A 22,571-nucleotide genomic window follows, 5' to 3' on the forward strand; every position below is an offset into this window, starting at 1 on the left:
GGAAGCGCAGCGCGGGAGCGAGGCCAGCTCGCACTTGCGGTGGTCAGAGCGGTTTTCGCGGCGAGCCCCGTCACGATCTTGCTCGCCTCAATAGATGCGCGAGACGCGGTCATGCTCGATCCGCCAGCAGGCTTCCCAGCCTTCATTGGCGGCGAGCACCGTGACTTTGCGGCTGGTCGGCGACAGCACTTCCGAGACGATCTCGCAGATGCCGAAGCCGTCGAGCCCCTCGCGATGCGCCTCGACGATCGAATCGCCTTCGAGCAGCACCATCGGGTCCTGTCCGGCGAGCAGCGGGCGCAGCCGCGACAAGGCTTTGCCCTGCGGGTCGAGCCCGGGGATGGTGCGCACGAACTGGAAGCGCCGGCCGAGATTGGCCCGCCCGCCCAGGCTGGGCGCGATCTCGTCATGCTCGGCATGGAGCCGGTCGCCCGAGCCCATGTCATAGCCGAGATAATGGATGCGCTCGGCGGCGAACTCGGTGCGCAGGCCGGTGGCGCCGAGATCGCGCATCTGCACCGCCATCGCGGCGATACCGAGCGGATTCTTGTGCAGCACGGCGCTGCCAGCCATGTCGCCCTCGATGCCGAGGATCGCGGCGCCCGCGATCACCGCCTTCTTCATCGCCGCCGGCGAGAACGGCCGTTCGAACGGCAGGGCGGCCTGACTCAGCTTCGCCTCCTGGGCGATCGCCTCGAAGATCGGCGGCCAGAGCGCGGCGCGGCCGGTCGGCACGACGACGACGGCCGGCCGCTGCTGCGGGTTCGGCCCGGCGGCGCGCGCCATGCGCGGCAACATGCCGCCGAGCACGGCGGCGATCTCGTTGAGGCGCGCCGAGGCGTCGCCGGCCCCCTTTTCGAGGGCCGTGCGGGGAAGCTTGAGGATGAGGCGCCGTCCTTCCGTGCGGTCGGCAGGGTCGAGCGCGAGGCGCAGCCCGGCGGGCAGCGCCGCCTCCGCCAGTGCCGGCTCGCCCTGTGCGACGAACAGACCCGCAGCCTCGCCATCGCCGCGCAATTCGGCGAGGACGAGGTCGAGACTTTCATCCGGGGAATCCGGATTCCAGCGATAGGAGCTCTGGGCTGCCTCCGCCTTGGCCGTCAGGCGCGCAGCGAGATTCGCCTTGGCCCGTTTGACGGCCTGGCGCAGCCAGGCCCTGGCGGAGAGCGCCGCCGCATCCTGGCGCTGCACGGCGCGCGCCAGCGAGGCCTCGGCGAAGGCCGGCTGCCAATGCACCTCCTGGCCCTCCATCGCCTTGTCGATCAGCCGCGCGGCGGCCTCGGTCAGCGCCTCGTCCATCATGTCGCCACCGATCGGCAGGCCGAAGGTCGCGAGCGTCTGGCTGGTCAGCCGGTCGCCGTCGCGCCGCAGGCGGGCGAGCGCCACGTCGCTGGTGCCGCCGCCGATGTCGAGCGTCACCAGCAGCGCCTCGCCCTGATCGGGCACGGCAGCGCGGACCTCGGGCAGGCTGGCGACATAGCGGGCAGCGGCGACCGCCTCGGGCACGGTGACGGCGGCGTCCGGAAAGCTCGTCGCGCCGGGAAAGAGCCGCTCCAGCCGCTGCGAGAACAGTTCGAGCGCAGCCCGGTAGCGCGAGGCGATCTCGTCGCCGATGCCGCTCGGGCAGGAGATCAGGATGCGCGGCACGATCGGCGCCGGCGCGTGGTCCTCGACCCGCAGCCGGTCCTCGCCGAGGCGCAGCACATAAAGGTCGACCAGCTCGTCGAGCACGTCGGCGACGAGCGGGGCGATCTCGACCGTATTGGTGGCGACGACCCGCTCCGCCGCCGCGTCGTAGCGATGGACCTGCTCGGGCAAGGTCAGCGAGACGGCGCCCGAGGTCAGGGCATGCTTCAGCGAATCCACCCGCTTGCCGCCTTCCGGCTGCCCTCCCAGCGCCGGGGGGGCCGGCGCCGACACGTCATAGCGACGCGCGAAGGCCTTGAGCCGTCGTGCCACGGTCGCCCGGTCGGAGCCGATCAGGGAGAGGTCGGGCAGGGCGTGTGGAGCATGATCCGCACGCAAATTATTGCCGGAATCGAGGCCGACCTGGCTGGGGATCAACGGTGCGGAGCCGGCGTCCTGCAAGGCCGCCTCGCCATGGCGCGGATCGACATGCCGCGCCAGCCAGCTGCCGAGGGCCAGCGGCCTGATCTCGGTGGCCCGGCCGGCTGCACGCGGCGCGCCCGACCAGATCGACGTCGCGGAGGCGCCGAGATCGATGCAGATCGGCAGGCGATGGATGCGGCGGCTGTAGCGCACCGGCAGGCGCGCGCGCACCAGCGGACGGCCGCCATCGTCTCCGGCGGTGATGGTGAGCTCGACCGTGATCGGCCCGCGCAGGATGTCGGCGCCGCTGGTCCGCACGGCACGCGACAGCGTCGTGGTCAGCGCCTGCATCGGCACGACGGCGCGGCCGCGGCGGCCGAAATCGCCCTCGCGAACGATTTCCAGCGGGAAGGGCGTCGTCGGCTCGGCGATCTCGCTGCTGCCCATCCGGCTGACGACATCGATGGTCAGCGGGGCGGTGCGGGTCAGCGGCCAGCGCCTGACGTCGATCACCAGCCCGTCGCAGCGCACGATCGCGGTCTCGTCGTCCGGGTCGACCTCGGCGTTGAGGCCGCCCTCGAGCATGAGATCGGAGGTCGTGCCGAGCGGACAGTTGAGATGGGAACCGGCGATGGTCAAGGCGACCTCGCCGCGGTTCTGGCTGCGGATCGGCACGGAGCGGGCCTCGAGCGCGCTCGACCAGGGCCTGGCCGGCCCGTCCGGGTCGTGGCCCGAGCCGTCCTGGGCGACCCAGCCGCCGAGCTTGGCCGTCAGCCGGACCTGGAGCGTCGCCTTGGGATTGGCCTGGATCGTCTCGTCGACGAAGTCGAGCACGGCGTCGCGGGTCAGCGTGACGTCGAGCCGGACCTCCTGCCCGGCGAGTGCCGGTGCATCGGCGAGCCAGAGCAGGTGACGGCAGGTGCTGGCTCCGGCATCGGGATAGCGTCGCAGCGAGACCGAATGGTCCATCGGCGCGGCGATGGCGAGCGACAGGTTCTGTGCCTTCAGGCCAAAACAGCTCGCCTCGATGGTCAGGCCGCGCCGGCCCTCCAGCACGATGTCCTTGGGAATGTCGATGGCGATCTGGCTGATGCCGAGCGTCTTGCCGGTGGCGAGGGAATCGAGGTCGATCTCGACCGGCTCGATCCGCCATTCCGGCTGCGAGGCGCCGGCCAGAACCGCGATCTTGACCACCCTGCGCGGCGAGGCGCGGGCCCCGCCTGCCGTCTCGACGATGGTCGAGAAGGCGATTTCGAGGCTGGCGTCGCTCTCGATATCGGCCTGCTGGCGGTGTGCGGCCACGGCGCGCATCACCGCTTCGCGCCGCAGGCCGAGGGCCAGGCGTTCGCCGGCGCGCACTGCCGCCTTGTCGAGCAGCGTCTCGCCCTGCAGCCAGCCGATATCGAGTCCGCTCGGCAGGCTGGGCGCATGCGAGATCAGCGTCACCGTGACCGCCTTGACCATGTCCTCCGGCGCCTCGAAGGCGAGGATGTCCATCAAGGCCTCGCCGCGGTCGAGCGCGATGGTGGCGCTGAAGCTCGCGAGCCTGGTCTCGAGATTGTAGCAGGACGCGGCGCTCATCCGTTTTCTCTTCCGGTTTCGGCCGGTGCCGGTTCATCTGCGGGAGGCCGGCCGAGCGTGGCGCCCCATGCGTGATCGACGCCGGAGACCGCGGCGGCGGCCGCGAGATAGCGCGCGAGCGTATCGCTGGTTCCGGCGCGCAGTCGTCGATAGGCCGCTCCGAAACCGGGATCTCCGGGATCCGCCAGGGCCTTGGCGGCGAAGGGCGTGCCCGCGAAGGCGGCATCGGCCTCTCGCAGGGCGAGGTCGGCCAGGAGCAGCCGGCCATAGCCGCCCAGGATCCGGCGCAGCGCCGCCATGTGGGGGGCGGTGGCGTCATCCGGGCCCAGGACCCGGCCGATCTGTGCCTGGATCGCTGCCAGTGCCGGAGCCAGGCTCTCCACCGCATCAACGGTTTCGACGAAGCCCTGAGACGTCGACGCCAGTCGCGAAGCGCCGCGCAACGGATCGCTGCCGCGATCATTGCGGGCGGCCAGGCCTCCCAGCCCCGCGATGGCCTCCCAGCTGGTGACGAGTTCGCCCGCCGCCCGTTTCTGTGCGGCTTCGCGGCGAAGCCCTGCGAAATAGGCGTGCAGCAGCATGATCTCGCCTGGCGTGAGCTCACCCAGCCGCTTGGCGACTTCGTCCAGCAGCGCCGACGGCTGGCCTGCCTGTGCGCCGGAAGCGACGAGCTCGCTGCGCTGTCGCGCCACCTCCTCGAGCGCCGGCGTGGTCGGCGGCCGGCGCTGCATCGTGCGTCGCAATTCGAGCAGCAGGCCGTCGAGATTGCTCAGCGGGCGCAGGCCGCGGCGCTTGCGAGCCTCGGAGAGCGTCTGCTCCACCTCGGCGACCACGTCGGTATCCAGCCAGCTCTGATGCGCGCAGGCCGCGATGTCGTGCAGAAGGCGCATCGCCCGGCGGTCCTGCCCGGCCAGCGTCATCGCCTCGCGGCTCAGGAGATGCGGCAAGGCCGGGTCCTCGTACCAGCCGAGCAGGCGTTCGGTTTCCGCCGCGGGATGTCCGGGGCCGGGGCTGGGCAGGAGCAGGCGCACCGTGCAGGCGCGCGCCGCGACCTTCGGTTGCGCCACCGCCCAGAGCAGCATGGCGGTCTGCTCTGCGAGCGCGCGCTCGCCGAGCTCGTCGGCTCGCGACGGATCGAGGCCCGTCAAGGCGGCCGCCGCACCCAGCAGATTTTCGGTGGCCCCTGGCGCCTTGGCGCGCGCGTCGATCCGGGCGAAGGGGCCGGCCTCGGCCTGCAAGGGAGTGCGCGCCGCCGCGAGCTCGGCCAGAAGCGCGCTCAGGCGGGCGGGGCGCGCCGCCGTTTCCTGCCAGAGCCCCTCGGCCGCCCGGCCGGCGGCCAGGGCGAGATCGTCGCGCAGCGGTGCAGCCGCGCCGGGCGTCGCCACGACAAGCGCCTGCCCGGTGCCGCCGCCGAGCGCGAGGCCTGTCGAGACCGAGGCGGCGTAGCTTTCGCGATGTGCGACGGCGCCGAACTCGCCGTCCTGCCAGCGGATCGTCATCGGGGCGCCGCTCGCCGCCTCGCCCGCGCCGGTCCAGACGAGCTGCCGGCGCGGCTCGGCGAAGATCAGAACCTCGTCCTCTTCGAGCCAGTCGGTCAGGATCAGCCGGCAGCGTCCGTCGGTCTCGTCGTTCGGGCGCAGCAGGCGAAAGCCGCGGCGCAGCGCCGCGACGCGCCCGAGGCCGGTCGCGTCGGCATCGCGCAGATCGGCGGGAGCGACGCCAAGCGCGTCGAGTTCCTCCTCGACGGCGAGCCGCAGCTCCTGGTCGAGCTGCGCCAGGGCCCGACGAGCCTGCCGCATCGCGGCCGGCAGATGCGCGACCAGAATGCCGGCTTGGCTGCCTGCGCCGGCGAAGTCGAGTGTCAGCCCGCTATCGCGGCTTGCGTCGACGCGCGTCAGCGTCGCCTGCTCGTCGGCCGGGTGCATGAAAGGGCCTGCGAGCAGGCGCAAGGCGCCAGAACCGGTTTCCGCGAGCTGGTTCAAGCCGCTGGCGATCAGAGACGGCGGAACCGAAGCGGGGCGCTCGGCGAGCGCGAGGCGCTCGAGCGACAAGCTTCCTGCCGCGTCGCCGGCATGCGCCCGCAGCAGCGAGATGCCGGCGCCGGCCGGATCGGCCTGGTTCGGTGTCAGGCGCTCGTCGAGTTGTATCGCGACGGAGCGGCTCTGGCCGTCGCCGGCGATGGTGACGGCATGAAGGACGCGGCAGCCGGGTGGCAGCGAGCCATGCAGCGGCGCGTCCTCGTCATCGCCCGCGGCGATCAGCGTGACGCGGCCACCGGCTTCTTCGGCCGCGAGGAAGCGGGCTCGGGCGCCTTCGTTCCAGATTGCGGCGACATGGCGCGAGCCGTCCCAGATGATGGCGACGGGCGCCACGGAAAGATGCACGGGGGCTGGCTCCGGATGGACTGGCGCGGGAGGATGTCGGTGGCGGACCTTGCGCGATGGTCCGTCGTCTTGCAAGACGTTGGGGCATGGCTGGCGGCGAAGCTTCCGTATTGCTGGCGGAAGCTGTCGCTTGCGAGGTCTAGTGGTCCCGCCCTAATCTTGCCGAGATGGGCGCGCGACTTTGCGGGACGTGCTTGCCTTGTCCTGCTCGTTCGAGCCGGACATGTCGATAAGCGAACAGAGCGGAGAGCGGTTTCATGGCGGCAGAGCCGGTTTGTTTCGCGGCCTTGCCCGCCGCCTTGCCCGCGCAATGGGGCGTTTCGGCCACCGACGCGCCGACGGGCGACGAAGTCGTGCGGCGTCGCCTCATCCTGACCGGCCTCGCCGAGACCGCTCGTGAGGAGGAGACGCAGGCGAGCTTCCTGGCGCCGCGCCTGCTGCCGCGCCTGTTCCGTGAGCCGGTCCAGGCCGGGGCGGAGGCGCGGGCAGCGCTGGCTGGCGCTGAGCGGCTGGTGATCCTGCTGCCGATCGGTCGCTATGACGATGGTGTCTGGGCGCCGATCATCGAGCGCATCCTGCTCGAAACCGCGGAAGGCATGGCGCGACCGCGTGAGACGATCCTGGCCTGGAGCGGGATCGAGCCTTTCCTGGCGCCGTTCGGCCGGCGCGCCCAGGAGATCTGGAGCGATCCGCGCCTGGTGGAGACCCTGCTGGGCGTGTTCGAGCGCTCCGCCCGTTCGCTGGCCGCCGTCCTGCGCGAGTCCGGTGCCGGGCTTCGGCGCGGTCTGATCCGGTTCGAGCCAGGCTCGGGCGAGGCGCCGGCGCGGGTCGCGCTGGCGCTTGCCTGAGCCGTTGGCTACTTCCAGACGAGGGCGTTGGCGAGATCGCGGCGGCCGCATTCGAGCGACATGGCGTTGACGGCGGCACGGTAGCCCTGCAGCGAATAGACCACATGGGCCGGCCGGCCATCGGGCGTGGTGCCGGTGAGTTCGAGGGTCGTGCCTTTATTGTAGCCGGCGACCGCGTCCATATCGAGGATCGGCTGGCCGTTCGAGCCTTCCTTCATCGGGCGGATGAAGTTGCCGGGCGCGCTGGCGTTGAGCGGGCGGACCTCGCCGCCTTCGGTGACCGAGGCCTCGATCGGCGCGCCGGTGCGGTAATAGCGCTTGTCGTCGAGCAGGTGCTGGATCGCGCCGCTGCCCTCGCTCTCGGCCGAGAGCAGGATGAAGGGCGCCTGCTCGCGCCAGTTCAGCGGCCCGGCCTCGGTGGCGGCGGTATAGGCATAGCAGGTCCGCTTGCCGGTCGCCGGATTCTCGACGACGCTGGCATACCAGTTCTGGAACCGGCGGATCAGGCGGCCGGGTGCTTCCGGCATCAGCATGTCGCTGGTGTCGACCGCGCGGGCCCGCAATTGATATTCCTGCCGGGTCGGGCCGGTATTGGCGACGCGGATGGTGTACTGGCCCGGGCCGAGCCGGTAGCGGCGCAGGTTCGGCCGGCTGGGATTGGCGATGTGGATCGTCCGCAGCGGGGGATGGCCCGGCGCGAAGACCTCGACCAGCAGCTTGCCGGGACCGCGCAGGCTCGGCAGCGGGATGTCGACCTCGACATAGGATTCGCGGGCGATCGAGAAGGCGTATTGCTGCAGGCCGCGTCCGCCTTCGACCCGGCCGTCGATCCGCAGCGGCGCCTCGCCCAGGCGCGGGGCCGAGACTGCGGCCTGGCTGCGCGAGGAGCCGAGCGCCGCCCAATGCGTTGCCGTCGGCAGATCGTCGAAGGCGACGAGGCCACCGCTGAACACCGGTGTCGTATCCTTGCGGTTGGCGCTGACGGAGATGCGGTAGCCATTGTGCCGTTGCTCGACCGAGACTGAGGCGCTCCAGCGCCTGCCTTCTTCCGAGGACGGGTCGTGCAGCATCGCGAAGGAGACCTGCCGGGGCGCCCGGATGCGCGACTTTTTCTCCTCGTCGGCCTGTTTGCTCAAGGCTCGGCGCATGCGGTCGGAGAAGAATTCGAGCCAACCGGGATTGACCGGCGCGCCGTTCAGCATGTGCGCGGACAGGGCCAGCGTGTTGGAGGTCTCGGTCGATTGCTCCCAGACCGCCTCGGCGACCTCGTCGAAGATGTTCTCCGTCCGCCGATAGATTTCGCCGATGAACTCCTCGGAAACCGTGAAGGGGTCGAGGCTCGGAGAACAGCTCACATAATCGTTCCAGCCATGCGCCGAAAGCAGCAGCCGGGTCGAGGCGCCGATACGCTGGCCGGTGGCCCGGATCTCGATCTCGATCTTGCTGAGCTGTTCCTTGGCATTGCCGGCGAGGACGCTGTCGAGGATACCGGTGTCGTTGAGGTTCAGGACCGGGCCGATGTCGAGGAAGGGCGCCATCCGGACGCCGTCCAGCCGTGAGAATGCGGCATGGACCTGTTGCATGACGTTGTTGCCCTGGTCCCGCGAGAACGCGTTCTCAGGCTGGGGACGCGACGCCGTGCCGAGCCGGATCGGCAGCTTCAACGGGCCGCATTGCTTCTCGATGCGCTGCCACAGGGCCTGCGCTGCCGAACCGATCGGGTCCTGCGGATTATATCCCGGGAAGGTCTGGGTCTGCGCCGCCGCCACGGTTGGCGACGCGGCTATGAGCCAGACCGTCGCCATCCAACTCACCAACTTCGGCAACGCTCTCGCCGTCATCCTCGTCCCCATGGACCCTCCCTCGCGGCGCGAGGGAGGGTCGTTCTTCTGGCTGTGTCCGGCTCAGATGCCGGATGCTTCGTTCGTCGAAAGATTGACCTCGACCGTATCGGTACCGGCGGCCTGGCCGTTGCGCGTCACGGTGCGCTCGACGACGCGAACGCGCTGACCGGCGCTGTTGTTGTAGGACTTCACCGTACGCGCCTTCACGACCACGTCCTGGCCGCTCGAATTGCGGAAGCGCTGGGTGTTCGAGCCCGAACGTGCCGCGATATAGGCGGCCTCGCGGGCCCGCTCACGCTCGATCGCATCGGCGATCACGAGGCCGGTCAGGCCGCCGATTGCCGCACCGATCGCCGCGCCGCGCCAGCCGCCGAACGCGCCGCCGATCAGGGCGCCGGCGCCGGCGCCGATGGCGCCACCGGTCGCGACACGCTCCTGCGACGCGGTGCAGCCGCCCAGCGCAAGCGCGCCAGCGACGAGAATGGTTCCGACTTTCATGGTCTTGGCATGCATTACGTCACCCCACTGCAAGTTTGCTTCTTGAAACATGGCGCTTGCAGCTGTCACAGCCTTTGCGGCCGGCTGGGCCGTTTTCGCCAAACCGGCCAGGAACATGCAGCACCACACGCGCCATCTGTTCCATATCGCCCATTTCCGGGCAAGAGGTCAGAAATGTGGCAGTCGCTTGTGCCAATAGTGGCAGAGCTGTGCCCGGAGACGCGGTCAGCGTGAAGCAAAAGCCGTCGCCACAGGGTTCCATGCGCGGAAACCCGAGCCGGCGAGCCGAAGTCAGATCAAGACGACATCTTGTCGGATGAATGCCTTTTTCTTGGCGCCTGTGGTTAATTGGTCGCGCCTGACCTGTCTGCATTACGAAAGGTCACTTGTGTCGAATCGTGGTGCCACGTGGCGTGGTCTGACGTGCATCGGCATGCCCTGGTCCGGCCGCAAGGTAATCTGCTGGACCGGCATCGGTGTCTCTCCAGCATGCTCGAAACGGAACGCACGCAGCAGTGTGGCGAGCACGATCATGGCTTCGACCATGGCGAATTGCTGGCCGATGCAGATGCGTGGTCCGGCCCCGAAAGGCAGATAGGCATAGCGTTCGATGCTCTCGCGCGCGCCAGGCAGGAAGCGCTCGGGCCGGAAGCGGTCCGGCTCGCGCCACAAGGTCTCGTGGCGATGGAGCAGATAGGGCGAGATCACGACCAGCGCGCCTCTCGGGATGAAGCAGCGCCCGCCGACATCGTCGTCGGCCAGCGCCGTCCGCGACAGCGAGGGCACCGGCGGGTAGAGGCGCATCGCCTCCTCGATCACGGCGCGGGTCAGCGCCAGCCCGGAACCGGACAGCGCTGCTGCCGCCAGGTCGCTGACCGCGTCGATTTCTGCCTCGACCGCCTGCCGCGTCGCGGGGGCTTCCGACAGCAGGTAGAGCGCCCAGGTCAACGCATTGGCGGTCGTTTCATGGCCGGCGCCGATGAAGGTGATGATGTTGGCGCCGATCTCCGCCTCGGACAGGCCGGAGCCGGTCGCCGGGTCGCGCGCCTCGAGCAGCGCATCGAGCAGATCGGGCTGGCCGGCTGCCGAGACATGGGCGCGCAGGGCGCGGCGCGCGGCGATGATCACCTCGACCTGCGCCTCGAAGAAGGCGATCGAAGGACGTGCCATCCAGCGTCCGAGGCGCGGCAGCCAGGCCGGGGCGCCGAGAATGTCGAGCGGGTCGATCCTGCCTTGCGTTCCGAAATAGGCGGTGAGGGCCTTGGCGAAGGCCGGGGCGCCGCCGGCGATCGCGTTCGAGAACATGGTCTCGGCCAGGATGTCGAAGGTGACCCGCGTCATCTCCTGCGCGATGTCGACGATCCGGCCCGGCCGCCTCCGGGAAAGGCGCTCTGCGGCCGCTGCGGCCGGTCCCAGCATCCTGGTGGCCAGCGCGGCGACCGCGCGCGGAGTGAATAATGGCGCCAGCGTCCGACGTGCCCGTTTCCAGGCCTCTCCCTCGGCCGTCAGCAGCCCCTCGCCCAGCCCGGGGGCGAGGATGCTGCGTTGCAGATCGTCCTTGCGATAATTTGCGGCGTTGTCGACCAGGACATGGCGTATGGCTGCGGGATCGGACAGGACGACGCCATAGCCGAAGATGCCGTCCCCCGCGATGATCGGTTCGCGGAAATGGCGTCGGCGCCAGATGGTCAGCGGATTGCGGCGCAGGCGCAGCAGGATCTCGAGCCGGCCGAGTTCGCGCTCGCCCGGCAGTGGCGCAGGGGGGCGCTGTCGCTGCCGCGCTCTCCGATCGCTCGCAAAACCGGTTGGGTTCATCGGCGCTGTCTCCCGCTGCGGGCGGTGCGGACCGATGCGAGCCTGTCGCCGCTTTCGGGCCGGATCAAGGCGCGGTGACATGTCACGGCGCGATTTCGGTCTTGGTCATGCATCTAGTGCAGAGCGGAGGTGATTGCTGCGCTGCGGCTAAACTCCGACATAATCTTGTGCGATGCACAATAGGTGCCTATCTTCGCCCCCAAGGAGCGATCCAATGCCTGCCTACAAGAATCCCCCGCCGCGCATCTTGCGGCCCCGAGTCGAGCCGCCGACCCTGGACGAGGCCATTACGGCCGCGCAGGGCCTGAGCGATTTGCCGCAGGAGCAGGCCGAGATCGCCGCCAATCTGATGGGCGTGCCGGTTTCCGACGTCGTGCCGCTGGTTCGCAAGGCTGCCAACCGCACCATGGTGACGACGCCGAACCGCGCCGTCGTCGTCGTTCGTCGCCCGGTGCGGACCTTCTCGCCGCGCCTCGCCGAGGCGATGCGGCGCTGAGCTGCCGCGATAGCATCGGACCGAAAAGTGGAATCCACTCTTCGGAAGACTCCGATGCGATAACGATGAGATAGATCGCCGTGACCGCGTCCGAACGGACGCGCGGCGATCTAGGGTCGATCGCAAGTTTCTTCTGCGATCCACAGAATGAAGCAATGCCGGCCTTTCGGGCCGGCATTGCTTTTTTCGTTACGGCACTGAAAAGCGAATCGGTCTGGTTCAGGCCGATTGCTGCGCACTGCCCTGACTGCCGATCTCGTCCAGGATCGGGCAGTCCGGCCGGCCGTCGCCATGGCAATGGCTGGCCAGATGGCGCAGCGTCTTGGCCATCGCCTTGAGCGCCGCCGCCTTCTCCTCGAGTTCGGCGACATGCTTCAGCGCCATCGCCTTGACGTCGGCACTCGCCCGCGAGCGATCGCGCCAGAGGGCGAGGAGGGCGCCGGTCTCCTCGATCGAGAAGCCGAGGCTGCGGGCCCGGCGCACGAAGCGCAGCGTGTGGACGTCGTCCTCGCCATAGACGCGATAGCCCGATTGCGAGCGCGCCGGCGGCGGGATCAGTGCGATCTCCTCGTAATAGCGGATCATCTTGGCGCTGACGCCGGAAGCCTCCGCCGCTTGTCCGATATTCATGCCGTCCTCCTTCAGGCCGTGGCCGGCAGAGTGGCAGGCCGGGCCTCTTCCGTCCGCGGCTGCGCGGCGAAGCGCTTCAGCCGCAATGCGTTGCCGAGCACGCTGACGCTCGAGAACGCCATGGCGAAGCTGGCGAAGACCGGTGACATCAGTACCCCCCAGAGCGGATAGAGCAGCCCGGCCGCGACCGGGATCAGCAGGATGTTATAGCCGAAGGCCCAGCCGAGATTCTGCCGGATGTTGGCCATCGTCGCCTTCGACAGCGCGATCGCTTCGGGAACATGGCGCAGATCGCCCGAGATCAGCACGATATCGGCGCTTTCGATGGCGATGTCGGTTCCCGCGCCCATGGCGATGCCGATATCGGCCTGGGCCAGAGCGGGTGCGTCGTTGATGCCGTCGCCGACGAAGGCGATGCTGCGCGCGCCATCGCCCTGGAGTTCGGCGACGATCCGAGCCTTATCTGTCGGCAGCACCTCGGCGCGGACCTCGTCGATTCCGAGCCGGCGGCCGATCGCCTCGGCGGTCGCCCGGTTGTCGCCGGTCACCATGACGATGCGCAGCCCCTGCCGGCGCAGGCTCTCGATCGCCGCCGGCGTGCCGGGCTTGATCTGGTCCGCGACCGCGATCAGCGCGGCGAGCCTGCCATCGATCGCGGCATAGAGCGGCGACTGACCGTCGCGCGCCAGGGCCTCGGCACGCCCGGCGAAGCTGGCCGGATCGATGCCGAGCCGCTGCATCAGGCGCTGCGAGCCGACGGCGACGCGCCGCCCTTCGACAACGGCCTCGATGCCCATGCCGGGCTCGGCCTGGAATTCGTTGGCCGGGGCGAGCGCAAGGCCGCGCCGGCCCGCCTCGTCGACGATCGCCTCGGCCGAGGGATGCTCGGAGGCGCTTTCCGCCGAAGCGGCCAGACGCAGTGCTTCCGCCTCGTCGAAACCGGCGGCAGCCAGGATCTCCGTCACCTCGGGCGTGCCCTTGGTCAGGGTTCCCGTCTTGTCGAAGGCGATGGTGGAGATGCCGCTGAGGCTCTGCAGGGCCGCGCCCTGGCGGAACAGGATGCCGAGCTCGGCCGCCTTGCCGGTGCCGACCATGATCGAGGTCGGGGTGGCGAGACCCATCGCGCAGGGGCAGGCGACGATCAGCACCGCGACCGCATTGACCAGCGCATAGGTCAGGGCCGGCGAGGGGCCGAAATAGAGCCAGGCCGCGAAGGTCAGAACCGAGACGGCGATCACCGCCGGCACGAACCAGTTGGTGACGCGGTCGACCAGTGCCTGGATCGGCAGCTTGGCGCCCTGCGCCGTCTCGACCATGCGCAGGATCTGCGCCAGCAAGGTATCGGCGCCGACCTTCTCGGCCCGGAAGCGCAAGGCACCGTTCCGATTGATCGTGCCGCCGATCACGCCGGCTCCGGCGCTCTTATGGGCAGGAGCCGGCTCGCCGGTGACCATCGATTCGTCGACATAGGACGAGCCTTCGACGACCTCGCCATCGACAGGGACCTTCTCGCCGGGCCGCACCAGCACGAGATCGCCGACGCGCACCTGCTCGACCGCGATCTCGCGTTCGGCGCCGTCGCGCAGCACGCGGGCGGTCCGGGCTTGCAGGGTCACGAGCCGGCTGATCGCCGCGCTGGTGCGGCCCTTGGCGCGGGCCTCGAACCAGCGTCCGAGCAGGATCAGGGTGACGATCACCGCGCCGGTCTCGAAATAGGTGTGGGCCGTGCCTTCGGGCAGCCAGCCAGGCCGGAAGGTCGCGACTGCCGAGTAGAGATAGGCCGCGCCGGCGCCGATCATGACGAGCGCGTTCATATCGGGCGCGCCGCGCAGCAGCGCCGGCCCGCCCTTCTGGAAGAAGCGCAGCCCGGGCCAGAACAGCACGAGGCTGGCCAATGCGAAGGCGCTGAACTTCAGAGTGAAAGGATCGAAGCGGCCGAGGAGCCAGTGATGGAAGGCGTCGCTCAGATGCGGCCCCATCTCGATGATCATCAGCGGCAGCGTCGCCAGCGTGGCGACGATGACCGCGCGGCCGAGCTCGCTCTGCTCCGCCTCTCGCCGTTCCTGGATGCCGGCTTGCGGGTTCGCATTGGCGCCGAGAGGCTCGGCCTCGTAGCCGGCAGCGGCGATGGCGGCGATCAGTGCCGGCACGGCAGCGGGGTCGGCCAGCTGGATGGTCGCGCGCTCGGTGGCGAGGTTGACGTTCGCCGCCAGCACGCCGGGCACGCCGCGCAGGGCCTTCTCGACCCGGCCGACGCAGGAGGCGCAGGTCATGCCGGTGACCGACAGGTTCACCTCGGTTTCGACCGGCTCGTAGCCGGCGCCGCGGATCGCCGCGACGATGGCGGCCGTCTCGCCGCCTGCGATCTGCGCTCGTCCGGTCGCGAGATTGACCTGCGCACTGGTCACGCCGGGCACGGCCGCGATCGCCTTTTCGACCTTGCCGACACAGGAGGCGCAGCTCATGCCGTCCACGGGGATGTCGAGCACGGTGGTTCCGCGCGGTTCGAGCGTTGCTTGCATCGCCATGATGTCCGCTTTCCTTCTCATCGTGCTGAGATGGCTACACCTTCCCATCATTGGAAGGTCAAGCGGCGATTTTGGCTGTTTCGCGACTGCTGGTGCGATGGCGAAATCGCAGGAACCGGGTGGCGCGCCGGCTGGATCGCTGGCGAGATCGGGCGCAGTTCCCGGCTCGAAAGGAAGCGCCATGCCTGCAACGAACCGCCAAAGCATGTCGTCAGACGAGCAGGACCTCGAGTCGATGGTCTCGGCGCTCGATTGGGCAGGGATCGAAGCCGAGCTCGACGCGTATGGCGTCGGCCTGACCGGCCGGATGCTCGATGCAGAGGCTTGCGCGGCCTTGCGCGGTCTCTATGGCGAGCCGGCGCGTTTCCGCAGCCGGATCGTGATGGAGCGGCACGGCTTCGGGCGCGGCGAGTACCAGTACTTCGCCCATCCGCTGCCTGGGCCGATCGCTGACCTGCGGCCCCTGATCTATGCGCGGCTGGCACCGATCGCCAATCGCTGGAACGAGACGCTCGGCATCGCCCAGCGCTATCCTGCAAGCCTCGACGCGTTCCTGGCGCTTTGCCATGCGGCCGGCCAGCAGCGCCCGACGCCGCTGCTGCTGAAATACGAGGCCGGCGACTATAATTGCCTGCACCAGGACCTTTATGGCGACCTGTTCTTCCCCTTCCAGATGGTGATCCTGCTCTCGCAGCCCGGCCGCGATTTCACCGGCGGCGAATTCACTTTGGTCGGACAGCGGCCGCGCATGCAGTCGCGGCCGGAGGTCGTGCCGCTCGCGCAGGGGGAGGCGGCGATCTTCGCCGTTCAGCACCGGCCGGTTGCCGGCACACGTGGTTCCTATCGGGTCAATTTGCGCCATGGCGTCAGCCGCATACGCAGTGGCGAGCGCTTCACCGCCGGGCTGATCTTCCATGATGCCCGCTGAACCGGGCCTTGCGCGCCTTCATGGGGCCGCGATGTCGAGCCCGGCGACGATCGCACCGAGCGCCGGCTCGTCGATCAGATCGGCTGCATCGGCCTGGGTGAACCAGAGGCAGCGGCGCTGGTCCTGTTCCGGCCAGACCGGCAGCTGCTGTTTGACCTCGAGCAGATAGAGCCGGACCTTGCACAGGATGAAATGGTCGGGCTTGCGCTTCCAGTAGGTGTAGCGCCCGACCGGCTTCCTGCCGATCTCGCCGATCAGGCCGGCTTCCTCCATCGCTTCGCGCGCAGCGGTCTCGTGACCCTTGAGGCCACGGATCGGCCAGCCCTTCGGGACGATCCAGCGCTGGGTTTCGCGCGTCGTCACCAGCATGATCTCGATCGCGCCGTCGGCGCGCCGCCTGAACGGGATGGCGCCGACCTGGACCTTCGGCTCGGCCGGCCGTTTGCCGGCTGTCGTCTTCGCCACCCTCGATGACCTTCGCGCGCTTTTTCCCCCGCAGCAGCATAGGGTGATTCGTTGTCGGCACGGCCAGAAAATTTGTAGCCGGCAATCATTATCGGCGGACGGTGCTGTAGCGGCATCGTTCCGGCGACGCCTCCGGCTGCGTTGAGGCTAGTTGTCGGGAACGGCAAGGCGAGCCGCCGCACCGTTCCAGAAGCAATCCGCCTTATTCACAACGCCCCCTCGCGCGCGGCGCGAAGGAGCCTTGTCGCGATGCTGCCCGGATCAGCTCTTCTTGCCGTCCTTGCCGAACTGCTTGAGGAAAGCCGTCAGATCGGCGATTTCCTTCTCGTTCTTGATGCCGGCGAAGATCATTTTGGTGCCCGGGATCTTGGCGCGCGGATCCTTGATGTACTCGGCGAAGATCGCCTCGTTCCAGGTGATGTCGGCGCCCTTGTTGGCGGCCGAATAGCTGTAGCCCTCGACGGCACCGGTGTGCCGGCCGAACAGGCCGTTCAGATGCGGGCCGACCAGATTCTTGGCGCCCTCGCCGATCTGATGGCAGGCGCGGCACTTGTTCCAGGAGCGCTCGCCGGCGGCGATGTCCTGAGCCGAGGCCGAGCTCGCGGCGGCCGTGGCGAGGCCGAGGGTGAGAAGGGCGGCGCTGGCGATGGTTTTCATGGTCGATCCTTCTTGAAGCAGGTGCGTGGCACGGGACCGGGCAGGCAGGTCGGCACGACCCGTTCGCTCGCGGTGTCCGGCCGGCATCACGCAAACCGTCGATACCGACCGGACCCCGGCGTCTATGGGATAGCGAATTGGAGGAATTCTGAAACAGGTCAGTTCGCCGCGGATGAACTGCGCCTGCGCGTCCGCCCGCGGCGCTTCGCTTCACGATCCCGTGGGAGCGGCGCGCGCTGCGATCTCGCTGATCCATTCCGCGACATTGGCCGTGAAGGCATCCGGTCGCGAGACAGGGAAATAATGGCCGCCGGTGTCGAGCATGGTCTTGCGCGCGCCGGGCAGGCCGGCGGCGAGCTCGTCCTGCAGGAAGGCGGGCACGACCATGTCGTCCCGCGCGCCGAGGATCAGCACGGGCAGGGTCAGGCCGGCGCTCCAGGCCGAGCCGTCGAAAGAGCGCAGCGCGTCGATGCGCTCGCGCATGATCTGCCTTTCCTCATTCGTCGCCGGCGCGTGGGTGATGGCGCTCTCGTAGACCTGCCAATGCGCCTCCAGCCAGGCAGGGGGATAGGCCATCAGTGTCGCGCTCGCGGCATAGGCGCGCGGATGCTGGTCGAGAATGGCGAGGCGCGTCTCGAAAAGCGCTGACATGTAGCGGTTCTGCTTCAGCCAGCTGCCGCTCAGGATCAGTCCGGCGAGCCGGTGCGGGGCCTGGCGTGCCAGCGACAGGCCGATGCAGCCGCCGGTCGAGTGCCCGAGCAGCACGGCGCGTTCGACGCCGGCAGCGTCGAGGACGGCAAGGCAGTCCTGCGCCAGCTGGTCGATCGTCGAGCGCGCGGTGCCGCGCGTGCTGGCCCCCATGCCGCGCTGGTCGAAGCGCAGCACCCTGAAGGAGCGGGCAAGCGTCGCGGCATTGTCGTCCCAGAATGCGGCAGCGCCGTTGAGGCCGCTGACCAGAAGAAGCGTCTGACCCTCGCCCTGCGAGCAGGCACGCAACACGGCGCCGTCGGCGGTATGGACCTCGAATTCGCCGCCCGCTGCACGTTGTGCGGCGGCGCTCATCGGGCCTCGCCGGCACGTGCGAGGCTGTTCGATCCGGTCTTCTTCATCGCTGCGTCTCCTGCGGCGCGGGCGCGCCTGTCACTTACTTATGCTGGTCGAAGCTCGCATCGGTCCAGCCGAAGACGGTGCGGGCTTCGATTTCGGCGATGTTCGCCGGGCGCGGGAACGGCTCCGGTGCCGGCTCCCCCGGGCTGCGTGGCCGGCCGATCTCGGCGAAGAAATCATCGAGGCCGCCAGGCATGATCAGCCACAGAAAGGTCAGTGGCTCGTCATGGGGGTTGAGGAAATGATGCTTGCGGTCCCGGCCGACGAAAACGCAGGAGCCTTCCTCCAGCGGATGGTCGACGCCGTCCATGCGGGCGATGCCGCGGCCCCTGACAACGAAGATGATCTCCTCATTGCGGTCATGGGTGTGCTCGCGGATGAAGGAGTGCGGGGCGACGGTCTGGGTGCCGATGGCGAAGCGGTTGGCGCTGGCAACCGCCCGGTCGCGCAGAAGATTGCGCACGAAGCCATTGGCCGGAACCGGCTGCCAGAAGCTTTCGCCGTCCTGCGGGCCAAGCACCCTGATCTCGCCGGCGGATCGCGCCACCATTCCGATTCCCTCCCGCTCGATGGGATTGTGTTCGGATCGTGACGCCGGGCGCGGCAGAGTTGTAGCCGCGTTTGATCATGGCCGGGTAGGCCGTCACGCAGGACGGGACCCTAGGTAAGGCGAGGCTTTTCCGGCAGGATGGGGGGCGGTCGGCGGGCTGCGGGCCGGCTTGCGAGCCCTAGCCCGGTGGCGAGGCCCTGACCTTCTCGCGCGCTTGCCGCACCAGCGGCGACAGGGCGGCGGCGTCCTCGGCGAAGCCGGCGCGGAAGTCCTCGCGCATGCGCCGGGTCCAGAACTGGTTGATGTGGTCGGCGATCGCCTCGACCGCCTCGGCTTCCGGATAGGCCTGAAAGAACTCGGCGATCTGGTTGGCCATGCGCGCGAGCTTGGCGAGGTGATCGCCCGGCTGGGCATGGGCTTCCGCCGCGGCTGCAGGAATCTCGGTCACAACAGTCTCGGTCACAAGGATCTCGGTCATGGCGCCTCGGCCTCCACAGGGTTGGCCAGCGCGCCGGCGAAGATGCGTGCGCTGTCCTCGCGGGCGACGCAGACGAGGGTCATTCCAAGCACCTTGGCCCGCTCTATCGCCAGCGAGGTCGGAGCCGAAATCGTGACCAGCGTCCCTGCGCCGAAGATAGCGGCTTTCTCGACCATCTCGAAGGAGGCGCGGCTGGTGACCAGCACGAAGCCGTCATTGACCGGCTGGCCCGCCCGCAGCCGCGCGCCGATCAGCTTGTCGAGCGCGTTGTGGCGGCCGACATCCTCGCGCGCCGCCAGGATCGCCCCGTTGCGGTCGCACCAGGCGGCGGCATGCACTGAGCGGGTCAGCCGGTGCAACGGCTGATGGCGCTCGAGCGCGGACAGCGCAGCGGCGATCGCCACCGGCGTGATCGCCGTTGCGGTGCCGGCGCGCGCTTCCGCCGTCGGCAGGTCGGCGAGCGTCTCGACGCCGCAGAGACCGCAGGAGGTGCGGCCTGAGAGATTGCGCCGCCGCGCCAGATGCTCGCGGAAGCGGCCGGGGGTCAGCGCCACCGTGACCACGATGCCGTCGGCCTGGGGGCAGACCGCGATATCCTTGATCTCGTCGCCGCTGCGGACAATGCCTTCCGTCAGGCTGAAGCCGACGACGAAATCCTCGAGATCCGACGGCGTTGCCATCATCACGGCATAGGGCAGGTTGCCGTAGACGATGTTGACCGCCGCCTCGACCGCGACTTCGGCGCTCGCAGCCTCCGCCCGTCCGGAGGCGAAACGCAATGTCGATGCCGGCGTCGCGACGCTCGCCGGCGGCTGGGCAGGCGGGCTATTCCGCGGCATCGGGCAAGCGTCCCGCGATCAGGCGCAGCGAGACGTCCTCGTCGCGGTTGCGCTCCTGCCACTGCGAATAATAGTTCGTCCTTCGCACCTCGACCGCTGTCACCTTGTATTCCGGGCAGTTGGTCGCCCAGTCCGAATAGTCGGTGGTGATGACGTTGGCGCCGGTCTCGGCGTGGTGGAAGGTGGTGTAGACCACGCCCGGCTGCATGCGCTCGGAAACTTCGGCGCGCAGCGAGATGTCGCCGGAGCGGCTGGCGAGGGCGACGAGGTCGCCATCCTTGATGCCGCGGCTTTCGGCGTCGAAGGGGTGGATTTCCAGCACGTCCTCGGCATGCCAGGCCTGGTTTTCGGTGCGCCTGGTCTGCGCGCCGACATTATATTGCGAGAGGATGCGTCCGGTGGTCAGGATCAGCGGATAGCGCGGGCCGGTGCGCTCCTGCGTCGGCACGTATTCCGTGATCATGAACTTGCCCTTGCCGCGCACGAAGCGGTCGACATGCATCAGCGGCGTGCCGGTCGGCGCCTTCTCGTTGCAGGGCCACTGCACCGAGCCGAGCGCCTCGAGCGTGTCGTAGCTGACCCCGGCGAAGCTCGGCGTCAGCGCCGCGATCTCGTCCATGATCTGCGAAGGATGGCTATAGCCCATCTCGTAGCCGAGCGCCCGGGCGAGCTCGATCGTCACCTGCCATTCGGCCTTGCCGGAGAGCGGCGCCATGACCTGGCGGACGCGATTGATGCGCCGTTCGGCATTGGTGAAGGTGCCGTCCTTTTCCAGGAAGGAGGAGCCCGGCAGGAAGACATGGCCGTATTTCGCGGTCTCGTTCAGGAACAGGTCCTGGATGACCACGCATTCCATCGAGGCGAGGCCTGCGGTGACGTGTTGGGTATTGGGGTCCGACTGGGCGATGTCCTCGCCCTGGACATAGAGGCCCTTGAAGCTGCCGCCGACGGCTTCGTCGAGCATGTTGGTGATGCGCAGGCCCTGCTCGGCGTCGAGCGGCACGCCCCACAACGCCTCGAAGCTCTGCCGCGTCGCATCGTCGGCGACATGGCGATAGCCCGAGAATTCATGCGGGAAGGAGCCCATGTCGCAGGAGCCCTGGACATTGTTCTGGCCACGCAGCGGATTGATGCCGACGCCGTCGCGCCCGATATTGCCGGTCGCCATGGCGAGATTGGCCATGGCCATCACCGTGGTCGAGCCCTGGCTGTGCTCGGTGACGCCGAGCCCGTAATAGATCGCGCCATTGCCGCCGGTCGCGTAGAGCCGCGCAGCGGCACGCACATCGGCCGCCGGCACGCCGGTGAACGCCTCGCTCGCTTCCGGGGAATTGCGCTCCTCGGCGATGAAGCGGGCCCAGATCTCGAAATCGGCGAGGTCGCAGCGCTCGCGGACATAATCCTCGGCGATCAGCCCTTCGGTGACCACGACATGGGCGAGAGCGTTGACGAGCGCGACATTGGTGCCGGGCTTGAGCTGGAGGTGGTGCTCCGCCTTGACATGCGGTGACTTCACCAGATCGATCCGGCGCGGATCGATGACGATAAGGCGGGCGCCCTCGCGCAGGCGCTTCTTCATCCGCGAGCCGAAGACCGGGTGGCCGTCGGTCGGGTTGGCGCCGATCACCAGGATCACGTCGGCCTTGGCGACCGATTTGAAATCCTGCGTGCCGGCCGAGGTGCCGAGCGTCGTCTTGAGGCCGTAGCCGGTCGGCGAATGGCAGACGCGGGCGCAGGTATCGACATTATTGTTGCGGAAGGCGGCGCGCACCAGCTTCTGGACGAGGAAGACCTCCTCATTGGTGCAGCGCGAGGAGGTGATCGCGCCAACGGATTCGCGGCCATATTTGGCCTGGATGCGCTTGAATTCGCTGGCGGCGTGGTTGATCGCCTCCTCCCAGGACACTTCGCGCCAGGGATCGGTGATCTTCTCGCGGATCATCGGGCTGGTGATGCGATCCTTGTGGTTGGCATAACCCCAGGCGAAACGGCCCTTGACGCAGCTATGGCCCTCATTCGCCTTGCCGTCCTTGTAAGGCACCATGCGCACCACACGCTCGCCCTGCATCTCGGCCTTGAACGAGCAGCCGACGCCGCAATAGGCGCAGGTGGTGACCTTGGAATGCTCGGGCTGGCCGAACTCGATCACCTTGTTCTCGATCAGCGTCGCGGTCGGGCAGGCCTGCACGCAGGCGCCGCAGGAGACGCATTCGGAGCCGAGAAAGTCGGTCGGCCCGGCGGCGACGCGCGAATCGAAGCCGCGCCCGGTGATCGTCAGCGCGAAGGTGCCCTGCACCTCGGCGCAGGCCCGCACGCAGCGATTGCAGACGATGCATTTCGAGGGGTCATAGGTGAAATACGGGTTGGAGGTGTCCTTGGGCAGCCAGTTCTCGTTGGCCAAGCCTTCTGCGCCGGTCGGCCGGACATGGTTCTCGCCTTCATAGCCATAGCGGACTTCGCGCAGGCCGACGGCGCCGGCCATGTCCTGCAACTCGCAGTCTCCATTGGCCGAGCAGGTCAGGCAGTCGAGCGGATGGTCGGAGATGTAGAGCTCCATCACGCCCTTGCGCAGGCCCGCCAGCCGCTCCGACTGGGTGTGCACCACCATGCCCTCCTCGGCCGGGGTCGTGCAGGAGGCGGGCGTGCCGCGCCGCCCCTCGATCTCGACCAGGCAGAGCCGGCAGGAGCCGAAGGGCTCGAGCGAGTCGGTGGCGCAGAGCTTGGGAATGGCGGTGCCCATATTCATCGCCGCGGCCATCACCGAGGTGCCAGCGGGAACCGTGACGCTCTCGCCATCGATCGTCAGCGTCACCGTCTTCTCGACGATCCGGATCGGCGTGCCGAAATCGATTTCCTTGATCAGGCTCATGGTGAGCT

At 68.7% G+C, this 22,571-nt stretch carries 17 protein-coding genes; 3 read left to right on the plus strand and 14 right to left on the minus strand.

Features of this window, described 5'->3' with window-relative positions; all coding sequences use genetic code 11:
* Positions 1-87 precede the first annotated feature (87 nt).
* Complete coding sequence (locus J0J10_RS10325; protein ID WP_291646384.1) at positions 88-3,627, minus strand: hypothetical protein; 3,540 nt, start codon at positions 3,625-3,627, stop codon at positions 88-90.
* Entirely contained in the window at positions 3,624-6,011 is a 2,388-nt protein-coding gene (locus J0J10_RS10330) for a hypothetical protein (protein WP_291646385.1), read from the minus strand. The genes J0J10_RS10325 and J0J10_RS10330 overlap by 4 nt, the downstream gene beginning before the upstream one ends.
* Positions 6,012-6,268: 257 nt before the next feature.
* Here J0J10_RS10330 and J0J10_RS10335 point away from each other — a divergent pair, with 257 nt between their 5' ends.
* Positions 6,269-6,859, plus strand: a complete 591-nt coding sequence (locus J0J10_RS10335) for a hypothetical protein (protein WP_291646386.1) — start codon at positions 6,269-6,271, stop codon at positions 6,857-6,859.
* 8 nt (positions 6,860-6,867) lie between these two features.
* On the opposite strand, the gene J0J10_RS10340 is transcribed toward J0J10_RS10335, so the two are convergent.
* The 3 genes from J0J10_RS10340 to J0J10_RS10350 all read right to left on the minus strand — a co-directional run bounded on the left by J0J10_RS10340 (position 6,868) and on the right by J0J10_RS10350 (position 11,016).
* Complete coding sequence (locus J0J10_RS10340) at positions 6,868-8,664, minus strand: hypothetical protein (RefSeq protein ID WP_291646388.1); 1,797 nt, start codon at positions 8,662-8,664, stop codon at positions 6,868-6,870.
* A gap of 99 nt (positions 8,665-8,763) precedes the next feature.
* Entirely contained in the window at positions 8,764-9,318 is a 555-nt protein-coding gene (locus J0J10_RS10345; protein WP_291646390.1) for a YMGG-like glycine zipper-containing protein, read from the minus strand.
* 255 nt (positions 9,319-9,573) lie between these two features.
* The gene (locus J0J10_RS10350; RefSeq protein WP_291646391.1) at positions 9,574-11,016 is read right to left on the minus strand and encodes a cytochrome P450; all 1,443 of its coding nucleotides are present in this window, start codon (positions 11,014-11,016) and stop codon (positions 9,574-9,576) included.
* Between the two features lie 214 nt (positions 11,017-11,230).
* Here J0J10_RS10350 and J0J10_RS10355 point away from each other — a divergent pair, with 214 nt between their 5' ends.
* Positions 11,231-11,512 carry a hypothetical protein gene (locus J0J10_RS10355; protein ID WP_291636093.1) on the plus strand — a complete coding sequence of 94 codons (282 nt, stop codon included), beginning with the start codon at positions 11,231-11,233 and terminating at the stop codon, positions 11,510-11,512.
* A gap of 219 nt (positions 11,513-11,731) precedes the next feature.
* On the opposite strand, the gene cueR is transcribed toward J0J10_RS10355, so the two are convergent.
* Together cueR and J0J10_RS10365 are read right to left on the minus strand one after the other, a co-directional pair.
* Complete coding sequence (gene cueR, locus J0J10_RS10360) at positions 11,732-12,142, minus strand: Cu(I)-responsive transcriptional regulator (protein WP_291636095.1); 411 nt, start codon at positions 12,140-12,142, stop codon at positions 11,732-11,734.
* An 11-nt stretch (positions 12,143-12,153) separates the two neighbouring features.
* On the minus strand, positions 12,154-14,664 hold the full coding sequence (locus tag J0J10_RS10365) for a heavy metal translocating P-type ATPase (protein ID WP_465247187.1): 2,511 nt from the start codon (positions 14,662-14,664) through the stop codon (positions 12,154-12,156).
* A gap of 187 nt (positions 14,665-14,851) precedes the next feature.
* Here J0J10_RS10365 and J0J10_RS10370 point away from each other — a divergent pair, with 187 nt between their 5' ends.
* A complete protein-coding gene (locus tag J0J10_RS10370) occupies positions 14,852-15,598 on the plus strand; it encodes a 2OG-Fe(II) oxygenase (RefSeq protein WP_465247185.1) in 747 nt (248 codons plus the stop codon).
* 18 nt (positions 15,599-15,616) lie between these two features.
* Here the strand turns inward: J0J10_RS10370 and J0J10_RS10375 are convergent, their stop codons facing one another.
* From J0J10_RS10375 to fdhF, 7 genes are all read right to left on the minus strand, one after another.
* Positions 15,617-16,063, minus strand: coding sequence for an NUDIX hydrolase (locus J0J10_RS10375; protein ID WP_291636101.1), 447 nt, complete (start codon positions 16,061-16,063; stop codon positions 15,617-15,619).
* Positions 16,064-16,324: 261 nt separating this feature from the next.
* Positions 16,325-16,720: a c-type cytochrome gene (locus J0J10_RS10380; RefSeq protein WP_291636103.1), complete on the minus strand. Its 396-nt coding sequence runs from the start codon at positions 16,718-16,720 to the stop codon at positions 16,325-16,327.
* Between the two features lie 210 nt (positions 16,721-16,930).
* Positions 16,931-17,782: an alpha/beta fold hydrolase gene (locus J0J10_RS10385; RefSeq protein ID WP_291646395.1), complete on the minus strand. Its 852-nt coding sequence runs from the start codon at positions 17,780-17,782 to the stop codon at positions 16,931-16,933.
* A gap of 82 nt (positions 17,783-17,864) precedes the next feature.
* Positions 17,865-18,377 carry a cupin domain-containing protein gene (locus J0J10_RS10390; RefSeq protein WP_291636107.1) on the minus strand — a complete coding sequence of 171 codons (513 nt, stop codon included), beginning with the start codon at positions 18,375-18,377 and terminating at the stop codon, positions 17,865-17,867.
* Positions 18,378-18,555: 178 nt separating this feature from the next.
* Positions 18,556-18,855 (minus strand): formate dehydrogenase subunit delta, encoded by a 300-nt coding sequence (locus J0J10_RS10395; RefSeq protein WP_365876860.1) that lies wholly within the window; start codon positions 18,853-18,855, stop codon positions 18,556-18,558.
* Positions 18,852-19,694 (minus strand): formate dehydrogenase accessory sulfurtransferase FdhD, encoded by an 843-nt coding sequence (gene fdhD / locus J0J10_RS10400; RefSeq protein WP_291646397.1) that lies wholly within the window; start codon positions 19,692-19,694, stop codon positions 18,852-18,854. The genes J0J10_RS10395 and fdhD overlap by 4 nt, the downstream gene beginning before the upstream one ends.
* Positions 19,681-22,563 carry a formate dehydrogenase subunit alpha gene (gene fdhF / locus J0J10_RS10405; protein ID WP_291646398.1) on the minus strand — a complete coding sequence of 961 codons (2,883 nt, stop codon included), beginning with the start codon at positions 22,561-22,563 and terminating at the stop codon, positions 19,681-19,683. Before fdhF ends, fdhD begins: the two co-directional genes overlap by 14 nt.
* Positions 22,564-22,571 lie beyond the last annotated feature (8 nt).

The sequence above is a fragment of the Allobosea sp. genome (assembly GCF_017308075.1).
In the GTDB taxonomy this organism is placed as follows: domain Bacteria; phylum Pseudomonadota; class Alphaproteobacteria; order Rhizobiales; family Beijerinckiaceae; genus Allobosea.